At 44.1% G+C, this 21,609-nt stretch carries 18 protein-coding genes and 1 tRNA gene; 5 read left to right on the top strand and 14 right to left on the bottom strand.

Features of this window, described 5'->3' with window-relative positions; genetic code table 11:
* Nucleotides 1-88: 88 nt before the first annotated feature.
* From odhB to HMO_RS0100615, 7 genes are read right to left on the bottom strand one after another with little or no spacing between them, the layout of a single operon-like run.
* Nucleotides 89-1,312, bottom strand: a complete 1,224-nt coding sequence (gene odhB / locus HMO_RS0100645) for a 2-oxoglutarate dehydrogenase complex dihydrolipoyllysine-residue succinyltransferase (protein WP_010297287.1) — start codon at nucleotides 1,310-1,312, stop codon at nucleotides 89-91.
* A gap of 52 nt (nucleotides 1,313-1,364) precedes the next feature.
* Nucleotides 1,365-4,241: a 2-oxoglutarate dehydrogenase E1 component gene (locus tag HMO_RS0100640; protein ID WP_010297284.1), complete on the bottom strand. Its 2,877-nt coding sequence runs from the start codon at nucleotides 4,239-4,241 to the stop codon at nucleotides 1,365-1,367.
* Nucleotides 4,238-4,885 carry a hypothetical protein gene (locus HMO_RS0100635; RefSeq protein ID WP_029448062.1) on the bottom strand — a complete coding sequence of 216 codons (648 nt, stop codon included), beginning with the start codon at nucleotides 4,883-4,885 and terminating at the stop codon, nucleotides 4,238-4,240. The genes HMO_RS0100640 and HMO_RS0100635 overlap by 4 nt, the downstream gene beginning before the upstream one ends.
* Nucleotides 4,886-4,913: 28 nt before the next feature.
* The gene (sucD, locus tag HMO_RS0100630) at nucleotides 4,914-5,834 is read right to left on the bottom strand and encodes a succinate--CoA ligase subunit alpha (protein ID WP_010297279.1); all 921 of its coding nucleotides are present in this window, start codon (nucleotides 5,832-5,834) and stop codon (nucleotides 4,914-4,916) included.
* Entirely contained in the window at nucleotides 5,834-7,003 is a 1,170-nt protein-coding gene (gene sucC / locus HMO_RS0100625) for an ADP-forming succinate--CoA ligase subunit beta (protein WP_010297277.1), read from the bottom strand. The genes sucD and sucC overlap by 1 nt, the downstream gene beginning before the upstream one ends.
* A 12-nt stretch (nucleotides 7,004-7,015) precedes the next feature.
* A complete protein-coding gene (gene mdh, locus HMO_RS0100620; protein WP_010297274.1) occupies nucleotides 7,016-7,978 on the bottom strand; it encodes a malate dehydrogenase in 963 nt (320 codons plus the stop codon).
* Nucleotides 7,979-7,997: 19 nt separating this feature from the next.
* Nucleotides 7,998-8,657, bottom strand: coding sequence for an alpha/beta hydrolase (locus tag HMO_RS0100615; RefSeq protein ID WP_010297271.1), 660 nt, complete (start codon nucleotides 8,655-8,657; stop codon nucleotides 7,998-8,000).
* A 315-nt stretch (nucleotides 8,658-8,972) separates the two neighbouring features.
* Here HMO_RS0100615 and HMO_RS0100610 point away from each other — a divergent pair, with 315 nt between their 5' ends.
* Nucleotides 8,973-9,539: a hypothetical protein gene (locus HMO_RS0100610; RefSeq protein ID WP_010297268.1), complete on the top strand. Its 567-nt coding sequence runs from the start codon at nucleotides 8,973-8,975 to the stop codon at nucleotides 9,537-9,539.
* Nucleotides 9,540-9,808: 269 nt separating this feature from the next.
* On the opposite strand, the gene HMO_RS0100605 is transcribed toward HMO_RS0100610, so the two are convergent.
* Complete coding sequence (locus HMO_RS0100605) at nucleotides 9,809-10,285, bottom strand: Lrp/AsnC family transcriptional regulator (protein ID WP_010297265.1); 477 nt, start codon at nucleotides 10,283-10,285, stop codon at nucleotides 9,809-9,811.
* A gap of 214 nt (nucleotides 10,286-10,499) precedes the next feature.
* Between HMO_RS0100605 and HMO_RS0100600 the strand changes: the two genes are divergently transcribed.
* The gene (locus tag HMO_RS0100600) at nucleotides 10,500-10,847 is read left to right on the top strand and encodes a hypothetical protein (RefSeq protein ID WP_010297263.1); all 348 of its coding nucleotides are present in this window, start codon (nucleotides 10,500-10,502) and stop codon (nucleotides 10,845-10,847) included.
* A gap of 62 nt (nucleotides 10,848-10,909) precedes the next feature.
* Nucleotides 10,910-12,298: a mechanosensitive ion channel family protein gene (locus tag HMO_RS0100595; protein ID WP_010297259.1), complete on the top strand. Its 1,389-nt coding sequence runs from the start codon at nucleotides 10,910-10,912 to the stop codon at nucleotides 12,296-12,298.
* A 120-nt stretch (nucleotides 12,299-12,418) separates the two neighbouring features.
* Here HMO_RS0100595 and HMO_RS16920 read toward each other — a convergent pair whose 3' ends face one another.
* The 4 genes from HMO_RS16920 to HMO_RS0100575 form a co-directional block, all read right to left on the bottom strand.
* Nucleotides 12,419-12,574: a hypothetical protein gene (locus tag HMO_RS16920; protein ID WP_010297253.1), complete on the bottom strand. Its 156-nt coding sequence runs from the start codon at nucleotides 12,572-12,574 to the stop codon at nucleotides 12,419-12,421.
* An 83-nt stretch (nucleotides 12,575-12,657) separates the two neighbouring features.
* A complete protein-coding gene (locus HMO_RS0100585) occupies nucleotides 12,658-13,881 on the bottom strand; it encodes a hypothetical protein (protein ID WP_010297250.1) in 1,224 nt (407 codons plus the stop codon).
* 85 nt (nucleotides 13,882-13,966) lie between these two features.
* The gene (locus HMO_RS0100580; RefSeq protein ID WP_010297247.1) at nucleotides 13,967-16,150 is read right to left on the bottom strand and encodes a patatin-like phospholipase family protein; all 2,184 of its coding nucleotides are present in this window, start codon (nucleotides 16,148-16,150) and stop codon (nucleotides 13,967-13,969) included.
* 370 nt (nucleotides 16,151-16,520) lie between these two features.
* A complete protein-coding gene (locus tag HMO_RS0100575; protein WP_010297245.1) occupies nucleotides 16,521-17,807 on the bottom strand; it encodes a lipase family protein in 1,287 nt (428 codons plus the stop codon).
* Nucleotides 17,808-18,168: 361 nt separating this feature from the next.
* Here HMO_RS0100575 and HMO_RS0100570 point away from each other — a divergent pair, with 361 nt between their 5' ends.
* Nucleotides 18,169-18,561: a (deoxy)nucleoside triphosphate pyrophosphohydrolase gene (locus HMO_RS0100570; RefSeq protein WP_029448056.1), complete on the top strand. Its 393-nt coding sequence runs from the start codon at nucleotides 18,169-18,171 to the stop codon at nucleotides 18,559-18,561.
* Nucleotides 18,562-18,608: 47 nt separating this feature from the next.
* Nucleotides 18,609-20,711, top strand: a complete 2,103-nt coding sequence (gene scpA, locus HMO_RS0100565; protein ID WP_010297239.1) for a methylmalonyl-CoA mutase — start codon at nucleotides 18,609-18,611, stop codon at nucleotides 20,709-20,711.
* A 40-nt stretch (nucleotides 20,712-20,751) separates the two neighbouring features.
* Here the strand turns inward: scpA and HMO_RS0100560 are convergent, their stop codons facing one another.
* Together HMO_RS0100560 and HMO_RS0100555 are read right to left on the bottom strand one after the other, a co-directional pair.
* On the bottom strand, nucleotides 20,752-21,321 hold the full coding sequence (locus HMO_RS0100560) for a DNA-3-methyladenine glycosylase I (RefSeq protein WP_010297235.1): 570 nt from the start codon (nucleotides 21,319-21,321) through the stop codon (nucleotides 20,752-20,754).
* Nucleotides 21,322-21,470: 149 nt separating this feature from the next.
* Nucleotides 21,471-21,557 (bottom strand) — tRNA-Leu (locus tag HMO_RS0100555).
* Nucleotides 21,558-21,609 lie beyond the last annotated feature (52 nt).

The following is a 21,609-nucleotide window of genomic DNA, read 5'->3' as shown; positions in this document are numbered from 1 at the left end:
ACAGACAACTTAGCGCCTAGAGACACAGAACGAATTAAATAAATTCTTTAGTTGCTTTAGGCATAACTTTTACTCTTGTCACTGCTATTTACATAGCCAGAAGCATACGCTCAGGATTTTCAATATTTTCCTTAATCCGCACTAGAAATGTTACGGCTTCGCGGCCATCAATTAGACGATGGTCATACGACAAAGCAATATACATCATGGGACGGATGACGATTTGTCCATTAATGGCGACAGGACGTTCCTGAATTTTATGCATTCCCAAAATCCCTGTTTGCGGAGAATTCAGGATAGGAGTTGACATCAATGACCCAAAAATACCGCCATTAGAGACAGTAAAAGTTCCCCCTGTCATTTCATCAATTGTTAACTTACCATCGCGAGCGCGCAGTCCCAGACGACCAATTTCTTTTTCCACATCAGCGAAACTTAATTGATCTGCATCCCTTACGACCGGGACCACCAATCCTTGCGGAGCGGAGACAGCGACGCCAATGTCATAGTAATTTTTATAGATAATTTCATCGCCATTGATCTCAGCATTAACTTCCGGTATCTCCTTAAGGGCTTGGATGGCAGCTTTGACAAAAAATGACATGAAGCCTAATTTAACGCCATGCTTCTTCTCAAACGAATCTTTATAACGATTTCTTATTTCAAAAACGGCTGACATATCGACTTCATTAAATGTTGTCAAGATAGCTGCTGTTTGTTGAGCTTGCTTTAACCGTTCAGCTATTTTTTGGCGCAAGCGTGTCATTTTTACGCGCTCTTCCCGGCCCTCACTGATGCGCATCGAACTCTGTTGCGACGTAGGGGTCGCCATATGCTGGATGACATCCCCCTTTGTGATGCGACCATCTTTACCGGTGCCCGTGACAGAAGCAAGATCAACATTCTTCTCTTCTACTATTTTGCGAACAGCTGGTCCATTGGCCTCAACATTATAAGGGGTAGATGCAGCAGGTACAGATGCCTGTTTAACTGTTGTCGGCTCAGCAATTACGTCCTTAGCGGGGGTGCTTGCGGCTTTGCTATCGCTTGTACTTTGAGACGCACTGGCCCCAACGTCAACCAAACCCAACACTTGGCCAACTTCCACATTAGTCCCTTCTGGAAAATTTATCTTTGATAGCACGCCTGCCGCGGGGGCGGTGACTTCTAAAGTAACTTTATCTGTTTCTAACTCTACCAAAATTTCATCAACTTCTATTGCTTGGCCCTCTTTCTTTACCCAGCGTGAAACAGTTGCCTCACTCACTGATTCACCCAACGGTGGGACCTTAATTTCTTTATTTTCTGCCATTCCTTTTTCTCCGAGTTTATTTAATATAAATTTTATTCACTCTATCAATTTGTTAACTAATTGCTTTGAGCCGAGAACCATTTAACCCTAAAGCTTGGGTAATGACTGCACGCTGTTCAATTTCATGGCGTGTGGCATTACCGGTCGCTGGCGAAGCGGCCTCTGGGCGCCCTGCATATTTAAAGCGTGGCGAACGGGCTCCCAATGTCTCGAGTATTTTCTCTAATTTTCGATCTAAGAAAAACCATGCCCCCATGTTTTCTGGCTCTTCTTGGCACCAAATAAACTCAGCAGTTTTTGCATAGGGCTTTAGAGCTTCAATTAAATGCTTCTCAGGCAAGGGATAATATTGTTCAAGGCGAATTAAGGCGACATCTTCGAGCTGTTGAGCTTGTCGCTCTTGATAAAGTTCATAGTAAATTTTACCACTGCAAAGCACGACTCGGTTAACCTTATCTCCCTTAACCTCAGTGTCAGCAATAATCGGCTTAAAGGATGTCCCTTCAAACATTTCCTCAATTTTTGAGACCGCAGATTTGTGGCGCAGCAGTGTTTTAGGCGCCACGACAATTAACGGCCGCCGGGTTTCACTCACAAGCTGACGCCTTAAGGCATGAAAATAGTTAGCAGGCGTTGTACAGTTAACAACACGCATATTATTCTCGGCACATAATTGTAAATAGCGCTCAAATCGACAAGAAGAATGTTCTGGGCCCTGCCCCTCATATCCATGAGGGAGCAGCATGACTAATCCCGACAGCCTTTGCCATTTACGTTCACCCGCAGAGATAAACTGATCTATAATAACTTGGGCTCCATTAGCAAAGTCTCCAAATTGCGCCTCCCACAAAACTAAGGCGTTAGGATCTGCTAAGCTATAGCCGTATTCAAAGCCCAGCACTGAGGCTTCAGCCAAAGGACTATCAATGACACTAAACAATGCTTGCGCGGAGCCGATATTGTTTAAAGGAATGTATTTCTGCTCTGTTTCTTGATCGACCCAGACCGCATGACGATGAGAAAATGTTCCCCGTCCTACATCTTGGCCGCTCAGGCGCACAGGCTTGCCTTCAAGCAATAAGCTACCAAAAGCGAGAGCCTCACCGGTGGCCCAGTCTAGATTTTGCCCCGATTCGATGGCTTCTTGCTTCGCCTTCAATACCCGCTGCAAACGCGGATTAATTTTAAGACTGTCGGGAATGCGCGTTAGAGCTTCAGCGATCTTTTCCAAATGGTCAAGCTTGGCTCCAGTTGCAGGTGCTATATCTACTTCTTCATTAATAATGCGAGGTGACTTAATGTGCTTCCAGGCTCCGTCCAACCATTGCGGTTTAGAAATCAGCAACTTTGTCTTATTTTCATCCAACGAGTCTAAGGTTTGCCTTAAATCATTCTCATAGCGATTCACCAGCTCCTTCACTTGAGCCTCACTGAGGGTCCCCGCCTCGATCAGTTTCTGAGAGTAGACCTTGAAAGTGGAAGGGTGCTGATTAATCTTGCGGTACATAAGAGGTTGAGTGAAACTTGGTTCATCAATTTCATTATGCCCATGACGACGATAACACACCAAGTCCAGTACAACATCAACGGAGAACTGGCGGTGGAAGTCTACGGCCAAGCGCATTGCCCAGACCACAGCTTCTGGATCATCCGCATTAACATGAAACACCGGCGCTTGAATGGCTTTGGCAATATCAGAGCTATATGGAGAACAACGTGAATGGGGCGGGCTAGTGGTAAAGCCAATCTGATTATTGATAATAATGTGAATTGTGCCGCCGGTAGTATAGCCCTTAAGACCTGACAAAGCCAAAGTTTCAGCCACCAGTCCCTGGCCAGCAAAGGCTGCATCCCCATGCATCAACACCGCCACCGTACGACGACGTTGCTCATCGCCATGGGTATCTTGTTCGGCTCTCACTTTTCCCAACACCACAGGATCAACTGCTTCAAGATGGGATGGGTTCGGCATTAGGGACAAATGAAGCTCACGACCCCGGACCTCACGTTTGACTGAGTAGCCTAAGTGATACTTAACGTCCCCTGTTCCTTGAAAGGATTCGGGATCGACATCACCGCCTTGGAAGTGAGCAAATATTTCCTCATTGGGCTTTTTCAATATATTAGATAACACATTTAAGCGGCCGCGATGAGCGGTACCGAAAACAATCTTACTCACACCTTCATCCGCTAAACGATCAACCATCGCCGTCAGAGCCGGAATTAAACTTTCCCCTCCCTCAAGGCCAAAGCGTTTTACTCCTGGATATTTTACCTGTAGAAACCGCTCAAAGGAGTCACCAGCGATCAAGTTTTTAAGGATCTCAATCCTATCCTCAGCATCAACCCGTTGGGCCGGCGGCGTGTTCTCTACCCGTTCTTGAATCCAGCTCTTTTGATCAGGGTGCTGAATATGCATAAACTCAACCCCAATGGTTTGGCAATAAACAGCTTGCAGTTTATTATAGATATCTTGCAAGGTCGGATTTTGTAATCCTAAGACATTATCCACATAAACACGCTTTTGCATGTCTGCTGCTGTAAACCCATAGCTTTGGGGCATTAACTCCGTGTGATCTTGTCTATTATCCAAGCCTAAAGGATCAAGCTTCGCATTCAGATGGCCACGCACACGGTAGGAGCGAATGAGCATTAAAGCGCGGATTGAATCGCGAATTGCTTCGGCTGATAATCCCGGCTCTGTCTGGCCACTAGTCCCTGTTTTAGCAGCCGGTCCTGATTTCTTCCAAACGGGGGCCCGATCGTCCTGAATTAGACCCGTTTTTAATGAGGGGTCAAGCTGATCAAAGAATAAGCGCCACTCCCTATCCACGGCATTGGGATCCTGGACATAAGATTGAAATAAGTCAATAATATAGGGCGCATTGGCGCCGCTTAAAAAGCTTTCGGGATCTATTGTACGCGTCATTTTTTGTCCTGTTGTCCTGGTTTGCTTCGATCTACTTCGTTTAAATTCTCAATAAAAATGGTCTCATTTTCGTGACGATACTGAGGCATAGCTTTCTCCTCAGGTGCCAAGTTTTCCCACCGCTGCAGGTTTTGCCATACAAAGCGCGTTAGTACATTTTCAGCATCTTCAGAAATCAACTTGTTTCGACTTAAAGCCGAAAATACAGCACTAACTCTCTCATAAGAGTTGAATCTTATGTTATAGTTTTTTTGTAACCAAATGATTAATTTCCGAGCCCAAAAATAATAGCTATAATTTGGTTCAATGGATCCTGACTGAAAATTACCCCACACCTTTAAAGCATCAGCATGAACCCACGGGGCCTGTTTTTTGGAAGCACTCAGGGCTTCCATCACCATTGCTTCGGTGATTTCAGGGGCCGGGTTATCGGAGCTTGACGAGGGGGTCGCTGAACTGTTGGCAGAAGAGTTACAGACAGCTGAGGTAGAAAGGGTTATCAAAAGCATTAAGGCGCAAAAGCTAAGCAGGGGAAGCTTAGCCAAGGGTTTCTTTAAACGCCTCTCGCATTTCAGTTTTAAACTGTGGTAATCAGGCTTTTCACCAGGCAATACATGTTTGCCTGGCTGTGTCTGTGAATTCATAATGCTCCCCTTATAAAGCTAGCTTTATTTATGCATTCACAGCTTTTGATGATACTGATGTCTTGCTGCCATTCATGGAATTAAGCATGGTCTGGCCTAGAGTTGCCGGGGAATCAGCCACTTGCACACCGACTCGGCGCAAGGCTTCCATTTTTTCTGCCGCACTTGCCCCTGCTCCCGCAATAATAGCACCCGCATGCCCCATACGGCGGCCAGGAGGCGCCGTTACTCCGGCAATAAATGCCACCACAGGTTTATGACGGCCTTTTGCATATTGATGGGCAATATATTCAGCAGCTGCTTGTTCATCATTGCCCCCAATTTCACCAATAAACAAGATGCCTTCTGTTTGGGGATCCTGCCAGAATAATTCTAGGACATCTGTAAAGTTCATACCTCGAACTGGATCGCCACCGATGCCGACGCAAGTGGATTGGCCCAAACCAACAGCAGTGGTTTGCGCAACCGCCTCATAAGTTAGAGTACCCGAGCGTGACACGATGCCAATCTTACCTGATTGATGAATAAAACCAGGCATAATTCCGATTTTACATTGATCGGGGGTGATAATGCCTGGGCAATTAGGACCGATTAGTCGTATGTTACTGCCAGCCAAGGCACGCTTAACCCGCACCATATCTAGGACCGGTATTCCCTCTGTAATACAGACAATAAGCTCAATGCCCGCATCTGCAGCTTCAAGAATAGAGTCTGCGGCAAAAGGCGCAGGTACATAAATCACAGAGGCATTCGCGCCGGTGGTTTTCACAGCGTCGCCGACGGTATTGAAGACAGGTAGGCCTAAATGCTGAGTACCACCTTTACCGGGGGTTACGCCCCCCACCATCTTAGTTCCATAGGCAAGAGCCTGCTCCGAGTGAAAAGTTCCATTCTTGCCAGTAAACCCCTGACAGATGACCTTAGTTTCTTTATTGACGAGAATTGACATTATGCAGCCTCCTTCGTTGCGGCAACAACCTTAGCGGCGGCCTGGGTCAAATCACCTTCGGAAATAATTTTTAGCCCGGAATCATTTAATATTTTTCTGCCTTGCTCCATATTGGTTCCTTGCAAACGGACAACCATGGGCACTTTTAATTGGATATCCTTAGCGGCAGCCACAATACCTTCGGCAATAACATCACAACGCATGATGCCGCCAAAAATATTAACAAGGACAGCCTTAACGTTTTTATCTGCGAGAATAATTTTAAAGGCTTCAGAGACGCGTTCTTTGGTGGCACCACCGCCAACGTCAAGGAAGTTCGCTGGCTCACCGCCATGTAACTTAATAATGTCCATGGTTGCCATAGCCAAACCGGCACCATTAACCATACAGCCAATACTGCCGTCCAGTTTGACGTAATTTAATTCATGTTTATGGGCCTCAATTTCAGCGGGATCCTCTTCATCAAGATCACGCAATTGCTCAATCTCAGGATGACGGAAAAGCGCATTATCATCGAAAGAAACTTTGGCATCCAAGACCACCAATCCGCCTTCTTTGGTCACCACGAGGGGATTGATCTCAATTTGATTGCAATCCAGATCTATATAACACTTAACCAATGATTCAGTTAACTTAATCATCTGTTTATGGGCTTCACCGTCGAGCCCCAAAGCATAAGCTAATTTGCGTCCATGATAAGGCATATAACCGGTTGACGGATCAAAGCTAAACTGAACAATTTTTTCCGGTGTTTTAGCGGCCACTTCTTCGATATCCATACCGCCCGCTTGAGAAGCAATGACAGCGACCCGTCCAGAATTACGATCCAAAACCAGACTGATATAAAGTTCGCGGTCGATATTGCAACCGGATTCCACATACACTTTGCGAACGACCTGTCCTTTAGGGCCTGTTTGATGGGTCACTAAGGTCGTTCCCAGTAGCTTTTGCGCCGCAGCTTTTACATCATTTACAGTTTTGCATAAGATCACACCGCCGGCTTTACCGCGCCCGCCCGCATGAATTTGAGCTTTGACCACCCACACAGATCCGCCCAACTCTTGAGCGCCAGCCTCTGCTTGCTCAGCGGTAAAGGCGATCTTGCCGGGTGAAATAGGTGCGCCAAATTTTTTAAGCACTTCCTTGGCTTGGTACTCATGAATATTCATTAATTCAGTCCTTTAACTTGCTTTTGCCGTTAACTTTTGAACATCGGAAACCAGTCCTCTCACGGCGGTCACTGATTGCGTGAACCCTTCCTGCTCTTCAGGTTGAAGTTCTAATTCGATAATTTTCTCCACTCCGGATGCGCCGATGACAACTGGAACCCCTACATATAAATCTGTAACTCCATACTGACCTGTCAACCAAGAGGCACACGGCAAGATGCGTTTTTGATCGCATAAGTAAGATTCAGCCATAGCAATCGCGGAAGCAGCCGGCGCATAAAAAGCAGAGCCCGTCTTTAAAAGATTAACAATTTCAGCTCCGCCGTTCCGGGTGCGGGTAACAATTTCGTCAACCTTTGCTTGGCTAATGGCACCCCGTTCTATCCACGTGGACAAAGGAATGCCCGAAATCGTCGTATAACGCGGCAAAGGCACCATCGAATCCCCATGCCCCCCTAGAACAAAGGCTTGAATATCATGGCTAGATACTTTCATCGCTTCAGCTAAGAAGTGCTTGTAGCGACCACTATCGAGGATCCCCGCCATACCAACAACCATATTATGCGGCAGGCCTGATTCTTCTCGCATTACCCAGACCATAACATCAAGCGGATTGGTAATCACAATAACAAAGGCTTTGGGACAGTGAGTTTTAATATTATGGGCGACCGTGCGAATGACGCCGGCATTGATGGACAATAAATCATCCCGGCTCATGCCGGGCTTGCGGGCAACACCAGCGGTGACGATCACAACATCAGCACCCTTCATTGCTGCGTAATCATTACTGCCTTCGATACGGGCATCAATACCATCCACGGCCATGGCTTGCGACAGATCCAATGCTTTACCTTGAGGAATTCCTTCAGCTATATCGATAAGCACGACATCGCCTAACCCTTTAAGGGCTACTAAATGAGCAAGGGTTCCACCAATATTTCCACTTCCTACAAGAGCAATCTTTTTACGCGCCATAATTTTGCCTTTCTGCCAATTAAGCCAATATAACTGAGTCTGTCCGTGACAAACTTTCCACTAGAAACTTTCCGCCAATTTTCAAGCCATCCATATCGATACTGTGTCCCAAGCCATGAAGGGTATGAGTTTGCGGCTGAATGCCACACTTTTGAAGATTTCGTTGCGCTTCGATTAAAGCTAAATAAGGAACCACCATATCCATATCCCCATGAATAAGGCAGACACTTGGAAGGGGTGGCTTAATTTGTTCAGCAATGGGAGGATAAAATGCGCCTGAATAGCCAACAATTGCGCTAATCCCTGAAAGCTGGAAAGCGACATCAAGGGCGACCATGGTACCTTGGGAAAATCCCACCAGTGCCAGATCAGCTGGGGTTAAATTACGCTCCTGGAGCCAAATTTTAAGCTGTTGGACAACTGACGGGATAACACGGTCAAGCCCGGCGCGAATATTGAAAGGTGAAAAGTCTTTCAAGCCAAACCATTGATAACCGATCCCCATTTCACAGTCCTCAATACCATTCGGGGAGATGAACTCAGCGTCTGGCAAAAGATCAGACCAGTAGCCGCCAATATCTATTAAATTTGCTCCATCAGCGCCGTATCCATGCAGAAATACAACCAATTTTTTTGGTTTGCCCCCATTTTTGGGCGGCAGAGTTGGACCAATCAGCATGATCTCAACAATCCTATTAAAATCGCAGTTAGTTTACTTTACCGCGTTCTGCAAGCACCTTCAAGAAAACATTAAAACTGCTTAAAAATTTTCTTATTAGCTTCCGCCTCTAGGTTGAAAAAATCCCTCTTTTGCCAAAAACATAAAGATTAACAAAAAGTTACTAATAATTTAGCTGTAAATTAAAAATACTAAACAATAATTTCGTGAGAAAAAATATAAAAAATTAATTTAAATAAAAAAATTTTACACAACTTTGGATTTGTTATAACTTTATTACGTTTGAATCTATAACTATATAAAAAGAAATAAAAAATGAAGAACTATATATTTAATATATTATTAGCCTTAACAACCTGCAGTATCATGCCCGCTAAGAGTAATGAGATATCGACGCCCCATCATAGAGGAGAAATTGATAGATCAGAACTTTTAAATAATTTTACAAGTTTTTATGATATACAAGCTCAAAGCTTCCCTGAACTTGCTCAATTAAAGGGCTACGTAGACTTTGAGAATATTGTAGAGTCAATATTAGGAGAACTTATCGAGCATTCTTATGATAATGCATTAACTTTCTACGAACCTTCGAAACTACTTCAATATTTTATTCGGCATTCTATAGCAAGCATCTATACATCAGGAAAAATTGATGAGGAAGAAGAGAGGGCTAGTGAGGAAGAAGAGCTTATTCTTAAAGCTCTCAATAATGATGAGTCAAAATTCACCTGCGTACCGCGACCTATTTTTCACTTAACTGAGCATCTTAGCAACCAATTGGTATTAATTTATATTACTGCTCAGAATTGTGAATATAATCAGAGACTATATCTTGATCAGATTGGGATCGCTCCAGCGTTTAAGCGTAGGTTCATAAAATAGGATTAGCAAGAGAGCAATAGCATTGCTTGCTATTTTCTCCTCTTTCTCAACCTCTTAAGGGCGTCATTTTTTAATGAGCCCTCATTTAATCTGGATTGCCAATGTAAAAGATTGAGATTAAGAGTTTAGGCCGTTCAAGTGAGAACTGTCCCTTCTCTGCTTAACATTTCTTTCCTAAGACATATTTAACGGCTATGTTAAGGATAGAATTAACTGTAGTAACAATTATAGGTTTTATTGACTCAGTCCCCTGCCCAAGTTCTTCGCTTTTAAATTTTTATTTCTTCAATAGGCACACCCGGCAACTGCTTAGAAGTCCTAACCACGAGCTTACTTTTTACGTTTCTAACATTGGGGGCGGAAGTGAGTTCATCAGATAAGAACCGTTGGTATTCATCCCAATTCCGAGCCACAATCTTGAGGACAAAATCCGCATCACCGGCAACCATATGACATTCCCGCACTAAGGGCCATTCTGCAGTTTTTGATTCAAAGGCCCGCAAGTCGCTCTCGTTCTGACTATGAAGACCGACTTGTGCAAAAACAGCAACCCCAAACCCTAAAGTCGATGAATTTATATCCGCATGGTAACCCCGAATAATTCCCGCTTCCTCTAGACCCCGCACCCGCCGCAAGCAAGGCGGCGCTGAGATGCCCGCCCGGCGTGCTAACTCAACGTTAGTCAATCGTCCATCTGCTTGAAGGTCATTTAGAATCTGCAAATCTATTTCGTCTAAATTAAACATACTTAACGGGGATACCTAGTTGGGTTGTAATTGGGTACAATTATTATCATCCCCCGCGGTAGAAACAAAACAATTTCTGACAAGAAACTTGATCTTTTCTTAACGTGTTGCATAGATAACATATTAAATTATTGATAACTTTTTTGTTAACCTCAATTTAACGCCTCATGGATAACAATAAAAACGTGGCTATCTTAAAATCTGGGGACCATTAATGAAAGTGAGAGCTTTATTAACAGCTGCATTTATAGGGCAGATAATATTAGTAACTGCATCTCACGCAGCCTATTTTGAAAAGCTCAGCGTCACTCAAACGGCAAACACGACAACGCTTACACTACGAGCCTATATTCCTACTGGCTATCTTCATCCCCAGCTCATTAACTGCCTCACTACCGGAAGTAGCTTAACCTGTGATATGAAAGCCCATAAACCTGAGGCAAGTTTAATGCAAATCAGCAGCCCGGTTCCCCATATTTTAAGTATAACCTTGCCTTATCGCACTGATATCTGGCAAGTCAACATTAAATACCGGGGCAAGATCTATAAAGCAGGCAGCTAAGGACCCCCCTTACGATGCTTTGCAAGCCAATGAATGAGAATTAACTTTTAAATAGGCGCAACATGAACAGGATCATCTACTTTGCCCTTTTTATCAGTACAATTGCTGGCTTAGGTGCCGGTATTCTGTATTTAATTCCCAATCCTGACCATCTCAGCTGGCTGAAAAAGGGATTTGAAATTTTACTACTCACTTTTTCAAGCTGGACTTTATTAAGATTATTAAATCGATTTATCTGGCCCAGCCTGCGCGAGAATTTCCAGATCAGAGTTTCTCATTTACTCATCGTAATTATCAATATTTTTATTGTAGTAACCTTGGTTTTTGGCATTACGGTTGGCATTTTAGACCTTGAGATTGACTCCATCCTGACCACCAGTGGCTTAGTATCCGCCGCTGTCGCCATAGCCTTACAAGGCCTTATCATTGATGTAGCGGCTTCAATAATTATTGACTTAGATCATCTTTATAAAATTGGCGACTGGATCAAACTTGATGAGGTAACAGAAGGCAGGGTGATTAGCATTGGCTGGCGCCATACTGAAATATTAACATTAACGCAAACGCATCTTATCATTAATAACGGACGCATGCTAACAACCTCTATTCAAAATTTTGGCCAAGCGCCCCGCTGGGCCATCGATGAAGTCAAGATCGCTGTGAGTCATGATATCCCATCGCACCGCGTTAAACGAATTGTTGAAACCGCCCTGCAGCGTCACCATTGCGCCAGCCAACATTATGCAGAAGTCCTCGCAAGGACCTTGGATTCAGGGGGCGTCAATTACTTCGTCCGTTATGGCATAAATGATCAGGGAAGACGCTGGCAAATCCGTCATAGTGTTATTGATGCGCTGCGCCAGGAGCTGCATTCGTATGGATTGCGGATTTCAGAAGGATTAGGAGAGTACGGAATATTTCGTGGCAATCAACCGTTGATTGAGAAAGAGTTTTCGCCACCTCATGACCAGATCTTAGGCTCTGAGCTTTTCCAAGGATTTTCACCTGAACAAATCCAAAGAATTATTACTCTTTCAAAACCCATATTTTTGCCTGAAGGTGCCATCATCGTTCAGAAAGGCAATCGTGACCAAACGCTCTATCTCATCGGAGAAGGAACTGTAGAGCTTCCCTTAACCGATCAAGAAAAACGCTTACTGCACAGCGGCGACTATTTCGGGGAACAAGGATTTCTTTTAGGCAACCCAAGAACCACCGATGTCATTGCCAAGACAAATGTCTTACTTTATCACTATTCAAAAGCAGATCTAGAGCCTATTCTAAGGCTGCGTCCTGAAACATTGACGCAAATGCTTGGAGTCATGCTGCGCAGATCAAAGGACTTGAAAGAAGCCTTAACTGCAGTCAAACGCACCTCCCCTGATGAAACTCTTGAAGAGCTGATTGTCAAAACGGTTAAAGAGTTTTTCTCCCTAAATACTTCTCTCTGAAGTATTCATTAACCCGTTGAAATAAATAGATTATATAGAATTTAGCCCCTTATAACTCTGCAAGGTTTTAGTGTTATATAAGGTGAATCTTGCAAAAATGCTGTCTTCAAAAATCCTTTCTTATTTGTTTGTAAGACGTAGAACCGCTTCAAGCCTTACAAACTCAATCATATAACGTTGAGTGGCTGAATCAGTCGGAGCCTCCTGTGCTCCACTAACATCGACCGAAAACCAGCCTACAACGATAAACACCGAGCTTAGAAAGTGTTGAAGCATCTCAAACTATCTCTTGGTATAAGACCATCCTTTTTAATCAGGGGCGCAGCTTGTAAAAGGAGTCAATATGCTTAAGCCAATTTTCAATCTTCTATCGAGGTCTGCCTATAGTTTCTCAGATCAAAGATAACCTCATTGCCGGTCCGGACATGATTATTCCCATTCTTGTAAACTGTATCAACGAGCTCAATAAAAGCTTTGGCGGCGTTATAAATCTCTTTGGTATTTAAGAGACCTGCTCTTTCTTCAAACATCTTCAGGGATTTACCAGCTTCGGTCTCAATAAAACCTTCATCCACCTCTATAAATGCCGTTAACATTTCACCTACCTCCGTTTGGTCAACAACTAATTTTTGGGCTTCAGCATACATAGACCCAATTGTTTTAATTGAGACTGGCAAATTAGCTGTGACTTGGAACTTATGGAAGGCTGTCTTGATAGCGTCCGGGATGTCCTTTTCTCGCCGTGTGCCCGTAAGAAGCGAGTGTTGACTATGGTAAAAATTAAAGCTGTGCGCCACCACTTCGGGCACACCGCCCATCCCCACCGGCTCGAGCTTGAAAAACAGCAGTGGTTCCACTTGACCTAAATCCAATTTAGCAAAGAGCACATGCGTGTAGTCGAAAGGTAATAATTTGAGCACCCCTTGGCACGGTTCGAAACGGACATCAATCCCAAATTGTGACTCGGGACAATGACCTTTATGGTGACTTGATCCTTTTAAGGAAGGATCACGGCGATAAGCAAAATTAGATATGGTTAAAAGGAACGGTAGAGTTTGAGGAGTTTGATAGCCTGTAGTCAGCTTGACATAGTCAAGCAGGAAGTGCGTTAGCCGATGCTCGGGATCAATAATAGTAAAGGATCCTCTTTCAAAAAATTCATCTTGCTGTCTTGCGAGATCGGTTAGCGCCCAGCTGAGAGCTATAATCTTTAGCATCTGATTTTTCCGAAGCGCAATATATTCCTCATCGGTGCTGGAAAATGTCCAGCGGATCAAGCTGCTTGGCTTCCAAGTAGACAAGCGAGAATAAGCGGCCCCTTCTAAATAAGGCTCTAAAGCAGGATAAATCTCATCAAAGAGTGAAGAGGGAGAAAAGGAAGAAGCTGGGTGATTTAAGATTTCCTGAAGTACGTGATGACCTAAAGTTGTTAGGCGTTGCTGCATCTCAAGGGGTAGACAACTACTTATAGATGCCGGTATAGCAGCAGCAGGCTCTGGTGCTTCCATTGCAAATGACTTCTGAAATGAGCAGGCAAGAAAGGCAGGGATAAGCAAGGCTCTTATTTGTGTCGATATTTTCATGGGGAAGCTCCTTTTGCAATAAAGGTCCTCTCCTCCTGTTAGGAAGAGAGGTGAGTAAAAGTTGAGACGAGCAAAAGCTACTGTCTTACTCTTTAAAGAATTTATTGATATAAGTGTCTAACGCTTTTAACATGACGCCATAACGCATTCCATAAAGAGTAGATGCAGCGAATGTTGATACTCTAGCTCTGCTACTAATAATTTCGTAAAGATACTTTTCGAAATTATTTCTGAACTTCAGGAGATCATGCCTAGTTAACTGGTTTTCAAAGCTAAATAATGTGTTTTTCCAGAAAATCAAAGCTGGCAATTGGATATAGGCCGATTGGCTGGTTTCGTACTTATAATTGCCTTGAGAGCTGACGCATAAATCAATAAAGGTTAAAAGCAGATCAGTCATGAGCTGGTTAGTGTCATTGGTTTCAGCGGCACTGCCTCGGTAGAACCGCCCGTCTCCATTAATTATCCTTCCTGGAGACAACCGCCTTAATTGCTCTTGGCTGAACGGCTTATGCTCCTGGGTTAGAAGGGCAAAGCCGTTGGCATCCAAAATATTTATCCCTTTTGATAGGCCATGGAAACTTAAGCTGCGGGGAATAAATTCCATAATATTATCTTTTTCATCCGTGGAGATTAGGCTCCACATCCGGGCCAAAAACTCATTGCCAGCCTGCTGCTTTCTAACTTTGATGTCTTCCATTAAATCAAACAGGAACCGTTGAGCTTCTGCATCGGTCATTTGCTTAAAATCAGAGGTAGAGTCCAGGTAAAAGCCTTTCTGATAAAATTCAAAATCTAGATTGAGAACCTTGCTTATGACAAACTCTTGCTCATATCTATCTAATTCATGATAATTTTTGGATTTTAAAGCCTGTAACTTATGCAGGACAGCCGTATGAGCCTCATTAAGAAGATTTGTATCGATCTCAAAGCCAAGCTTACTTACCATGTCTTTAAAAGCAGCACCTTGAGTAACGCTCAGAGCTTTCTTGATGGCATAGCCGATATAAGCATCACTGGTATCATCCAGTTTATCCATGCCTGCTTCCAGCTTTGGATTAATCCGTGCAAAATAAAAAAGCTGAGAGTTAATTTTTTTGATTTCATCCATACAATATTTCAGAGCGAGCCTTTCTGAGGCGACTAAGGTATTCTGTAAAATAGTAAGGACAGATAGCGCCCCCGAATCTTGATGACGTACTGCTGGAGCCTCTAAACTGCCGGTGCCAAAGGAATAAATTTCGAACGGATTAGCCCGCAATTTTGTTTCCTCATTATAGGCAAGGTACGCCGCATTATTGGCAACTGTGCCCCCATCTGAGAGAAAAACTTGGCCACTGCCAACAGGTGTGTGTATCCCCGGAAAGTAAGTGGGAGCGGAAGAGGAGGCAAGAACGGCGCTCACCAACGGCGTCTTATAGAGGTTATCTGCATCCCCCTCTATCTGCTGGCTTGAAAAGATGGCTGCTTCTTGTTTTGTCTCATTATTCGCAACGATATAGATGGGCTTATGAACTTCCTCTAAGCGACGATTGCCGAAATAATGTGTAAGCAATCCCATCAGCCCCTGGTTAGAATAGGTAGCATTCATGAGGCCAAAGGGTAGAAACGCTTGTTTTTGCTCACCAAAAATCTTATACCCATAACGTGTATAAAGCTGAGCAACTTGAATAGCAGAAAGATTGGCTTGTGAAAATAACCCCGCGGTTATAATTGAGCCTGTGGAGGTCCCTGCCCCTACATCAAATAAATCGCGAATATATAAGCGCGACACATCATCAGTTTTCCCTTCGACTGCTAAGCGTTCACTCTTCTTTGCTAAAAGCTCCTCTTTTAAAAGTCGATTTCTCGGATGGTTGATAATTTCTTCTAGAACTGACAGCTCTATTATGGTGAACATCCCCCGAACCCCGCCACCATCAAGCTGCAATATCCGTCGCACCTCAGTATGTCCCGTAGACTGCGATAAGCTATGCTGACGTTCCCGTCTGGCTTCACTAATTTCGGCCATGGTAAAGGAGGCAGAATCAGCATAAGTATCTCTAAGTTCTTGGATCTCTACCTGAGCTAGCGCACACAAGTGCGGATACGGAGAATAGGTTACTTGGGTGGCACTTCTGCTAAGAGCGAGTGAGGCTTCCTTTGGGGCGGGGTAGCCTTCACGAGGGGGTTCTGCTTCATCGGGAGCTTCCATTGCCAAGCTGGCGGAAGCAGAAAGGGATAAAGCTAAAGTTAAAATCTTTATTGAAGTTGTTACCTTTATAGTCATTTTTTTTCTTTAAGTATTGATTCGATGCTAGAGATATGGGAAGTAATTTAAAATAATCAATAGGTATTTTTATTGTTAATAAATACAGATTGATCTTAGATAAATTTAAATAACGTTTACTGACGGAATCATAAGAATTACCTGCCGGGGATATATTGAGGACTATTGAAAACTATAAATATAGTTTATCAATTTTATAGAATTAGCGACCCCAGAGGTAAGAATAAAAATAGGCTCCTTGCAGTTTGCGGCTACCCTTACGGTGCATAAAGCCCACTAAGAGCAGAGGAGCCTATGTAAATCAGAGGCATTAAAGCTATTTAACCCTTGCCTGCTACCTTATTATTAAAGTAAGCAGGACAAATGTGTATTATTTCCAGCAATAAGCCCAAGCCTTTTTTGCTGTCGCGCCAATACTGCTGAACAAGTTCTTCGCGCTTGAAACCACTTTAGCAACCCCTGCTTGCATAAATGACGGGGCTACAGCTTCATTGGCGTTGGGCACGGAAACATCAGCAGTCACTAAAGAGGCTGCAGATGCTTGAGCGGCAACATTCGCTCTATGAGCATCGATAACGCCTACAGCGGGGCCACCAACATTTTCCATGAAATGCCGACCAACAAAGAAACCATTATCAATTTCACCTTTAGTTCCGGCATGCTTAAAACCAAAGGATTCAGGACTGACATGAACAACGGGGTCTACATCAAAGCGGCCTCGATTTTCAATCCTTAACAGATTACCTTTCCCGAGAACTTGCTCAGCTTGGCTTGCTGCTTGATCACTAAAAACACGCGGTGACTCAAAAACAATCGCTTCAACATTGCCAGTATTCTGGGGTTCAGAATAAAGCGCAGGAGCATAAAACAGGCTTGCGCCTAGATCTGATATTCCTGGAACTTCCGTGTCAGAGACCAACAGTGATTTCTCTAAACAATTAACACCAATAGCCAAGTCTTTATCTGTCAACAAGTTTACAGCATTCAACTGAGCCTTAGCGGCCCCTTTACTGTGGCCAGTGATTGTATACTGAAGCTCTTGCGGTGTGGCGCCTACTTGCTGGGCATAGTTAAGAATTGATTGTTTAATCATTTCCCAAGAGGATAAATGAGTTTGAAGAAAGCCATTCGCTACTCCTCCCCCTACATTCAGAAACTGAGCACCAATCTGCCCTTCTTTTTGAGCTTCTTCCACAGAGAATAACCGATAAAACGGACTCCGGGCAAAGCGCACGTTAGTGGTCCAATCATCTAAGTTGGTCGCCTCTGTCCCACGGGTAGCAATAACCACGTGTTTATCCTTAAAAGCTAAAAGACCAGAAACGCTTTCAACTTGATTGTTAGCGCTCCCCGTAGTGCCATTAAAGAGCTCAAATTTCCAGCCATCATTCACCAAGCGTGAAAATAGCTGATGGTCGTAGGCTTCCCATTCTTGCTTGTTTGCCGAATAAGTAAACTTTGTAAAGTCGACCAGCAGCTCAGCAGAAAGTTTCTGAGCGTTAAGTTGGTTGGCATCTGCGCCGACAGGAAACTCTGGGCTTAGCTTGGATGCAGGAGCAGAGTGAACAGGATGAGATCCCACATAAGCATCAAGAGCGTATGCAGTAGAATCAAAAATAAGTATCGCTGCACTGATGAGCAGCATTTTTTTTATCATAGTTTATTATCCTATTTAAAGATTTACTAAAAAGAGAAAGATGTTAGATTTATCTCCCCCCGAAGGACATATGGTGATTGAAAAGTCGTTTTACAAGTATTTTTTTACACGCTGAACAATTTTTATGAGGGGCCCTGAGGACAGTTATTAAATAGTTACTAGTTTAATTTACCTTCATATTGCCTAAATTCTCTCTAAATTAGGGCTAAGTCTTTATTATGCCTCCTTTGTTCTCATAATAAATCCCACAACAAAATTTAGAAAATCGTGGTATGATTAATGGTATTGAGTTTAGAAAAAATGTGTTTATTGAGGGCTAATGATCGCTTTTGACACAACAGCTGTCAATGGAGGGGGTTTTATGAAGAATTTAATTGTTGTCGCGATCGCATTAGAAAATGAGAATGGCGAAATACTGGTCGTGCAGCGTCCCCCATCAACCTATTATCCCCTATATTGGGAATTTCCGGGCGGCAAGCTTGAAGCGGATGAATCCCCTGAAGAGGCGGTTTGTCGTGAGATATTTGAAGAAATTGATCTTCATGTTAGCGCTGAGGATTTAAAACCTCTGACTTTTACCACCCACAATTATCCTCATGCGCACGTTACTATTCTCTTATATTCTTGTAAGAAATGGCAAGGAACGGTTCGCCTCAAAGAAGGGCAGCCTGCTTATCGATGGGTTAAGACGAATGAGATCAAAGATCTGGAGATGCCAGAAGGAAATTACAAAATTTTAGAGGTTTTTTGTTAAGATTTACTAAGATATAATTTTCAAAAGAATTATAGCTGAGTGTAAGTATGGAAAACCAATGGAAAGAGCTAGCGCACAAAGAGTTAAAAAGTAGCTCTGTAGAAAGTCTTAATTGGCAAACAGTCGATGGCATTGCATTATCTCCCCTTTATACTCAAGCCTGCCCCCCTCCCTCTTCTCCTGGCCTACCGCCTTACATCCGCGGCATCCGCGCCACCATGTATACCAATCGGCCCTGGACTATTCGTCAATATGCGGGATTTTCTTCTGCTGAAACTACCAATGCCTTCTATCATGAATGCTTAAAAGGCGGACAAACGGCCTTATCGGTTGCCTTTGATCTGGCGACCCATCGCGGTTATGATTCCGATCACCCCCGCGTCGCCGGCGATGTCGGTAAAGCTGGGGTGGCCATTGATACGGTAGAAGATATGAAGCGTTTATTTGCCGGCATTCCCTTGGATCAAATGAGTGTTTCGATGACCATGAATGGGGCCGTGATTCCCATTATGGCCTTCTATATTGTCGCTGCTGAAGAACAAGGCGTGGCGCAAAATCAGCTCTCAGGCACCATTCAAAATGACATTTTAAAAGAGTTTTTAGTCCGCAATACCTTTATTTATCCCCCTGAGCCCAGCATGCGAATTGTTGGTGATATTATTGCTTACTGTGCTAAAAATCTCCCGCGCTTTAATCCAATATCAATTTCTGGCTATCATATGCATGAAGCCGGGGCCACACCCGCCCAAGAATTAGCGTATACTTTAGCCGATGGCTTGGAATATGTCCGTACCGCCTTAAAAACGGGCCTCGAAATTGATGAGTTTGCCCCGCGCCTGTCGTTCTTTTTCGGTATTGGCATGGACTTTTTCAGTGAGATTGCCAAGCTGAGAGCGGCCCGCACTTTATGGGCTGAGCTTATGGGGCAATTTAATCCTAAAAACCCGCAAAGCTTAATGCTCCGTACCCATTGCCAGACTTCCGGTGTTAGCCTGTCTTATCAGGATCCTATCAATAATGTTGTCCGGACCACAATTGAAGCCTTGGCGGCAGTATTGGGTGGCACCCAATCGCTCCATACCAATTCTTACGATGAAGCCTTGGGGCTCCCAACCTCGCAAAGTGCCCGTGTGGCGCGCCATACGCAGCTGATTCTGGCGGAAGAAACCAATATTACAAAGGTGGTTGATCCTTTAGGCGGCAGTTATTACCTCGAGTCCCTCACCCAATCCTTAATCAATAAAGCTAAAGACTACATTGCAGAGATTGAAGAGTTAGGCGGTATGACCAAAGCCATTCAGCTTGGCATTCCCAAACGGCGCATTGAAGAAGCCGCAACCCAACGGCAGATTCGTCTCGACACCCAACAAGATGTGATCGTGGGTGTCAATAAATACCAAAGCGATTTACAGCCAGACATTGACGTCCTGGAAATTGATACCGAAGCAGTCCGTAAAAAGCAGCTTCTAGCCTTAGAAGATATTAAGAAGCAACGAGATCCTCAAGCTGTGGCAGACTGCTTAAAGGAACTGCGACAAGCCAGCCAAAGCCCAGACAATCTCTTGGCGATTGCCATTAAGGCCGCCCGGGTACGGGCGACATTAGGGGAGATTTCCGCTGCTTTGGAAGACTGCTTTGGGCGCTATCAAGCCCCTGTTAAACCCTTAACCGGAGTCTGGCAAAGAGCCATGAGCACTGATCCCAAATTTCTAGAGATATTTGACAAAGTTAAGCAATTTGCCCTAAAAGAGGGCCGGCAACCGCGCATCCTTTTAGCTAAACTGGGCCAAGACGGCCATGATCGCGGCATCAAGATTATTGCAACTGCGTTTGCCGATGCTGGCTTTGATGTCGATTTAGGCCCCTTATTTATGACGCCAGCTGAAGTCGTCAAGCAAGCCATTGAAAATGATGTCCATGTTATTGGCATTTCCTCGTTAGCAGCAGGCCATAAAACCTTAATTCCTCAATTAATTGAGGAGCTTAAGCAAGAAGGAGCTACCGACATTAAGGTCATTTGTGGGGGGATTCTGCCGCCTCAGGATCATCAATACTTAGTGGAGGCGGGAGTCGCCGCCCTATTTACGCCGGGTACCAGCTTAACAGATATTGTGGAGCAAACTCTCAAGGTTTTACCGAGTGATTGTTAACCAAGGCCTGCTTAAGGAAGATACACTAAAAGAATTACAGCTACTTTCCTGCACTACATTTAAAACATCCCTGCAGATGATCATCAACCAAACCGGTGGCTTGCATATACGCATACATAATGGTGGAGCCGACAAAGTTCATTCCCCGCTTCTTGAGATCTTTTGACAGCGCATCTGACTCTGGAGTTTGAGCGGGTACATTCGCCAGTGTGCCAGGACGATTAATCAAGGGCTTGCCGCCGACAAAGGACCAGACATACTCATTAAAGGAGCCAAACTCAGATTGGATCTGTAGAAACACCCGTGCATTTTGGCGAGCGGAGAAAACTTTCAAGCGATTGCGCACAATCTCAGCATGAGCAAGGATATTTTCTAAATCACTATCTGTTAGCTGTGCCACCAGCGCTGGATCAAAGTTACAAAACGCTTGGCGATAGCCTTGCCGCTTCTTAAGGATGGTATACCAGGTTAATCCTGCCTGCGCCCCTTCTAAGATAAGCATTTCGAAATGCTTACGGTCATCATGAATCGGAACCCCCCACTCTAGATCATGATAATCAATATAGTCTGGCTTATCTAAAGGCACCCATGCGCACCGCAGCTTCTGCATTTCTTGCTTCCTTAAATCTTAAGAAGTGGATAGATAGTTAAGGAGTATCATGAGCAAGATTACGAGCATTTGCAAAGAAATTCGCTATGGCTTTAGCAACCAGTCAAAGAAGAGGGTTATTTAATCAGGAGAAAGGATTTTAAAAGAGATGGTGCGGTCGAGAAGACTCGAACTTCCACGGGGTCTCCCCCACAGCGACCTCAACGCTGCGCGTCTACCAATTCCGCCACGACCGCAATATGCTTTATTGTTAACAAATTAAAATCTTAATTGCAAGGAGTTTCCGCT

The organism is Candidatus Odyssella thessalonicensis L13, assembly GCF_000190415.1.
GTDB lineage: Bacteria > Pseudomonadota > Alphaproteobacteria > Paracaedibacterales > Paracaedibacteraceae > Paracaedibacter > Paracaedibacter thessalonicensis.
This window is presented reverse-complemented; position numbering and strand designations above follow the sequence as displayed.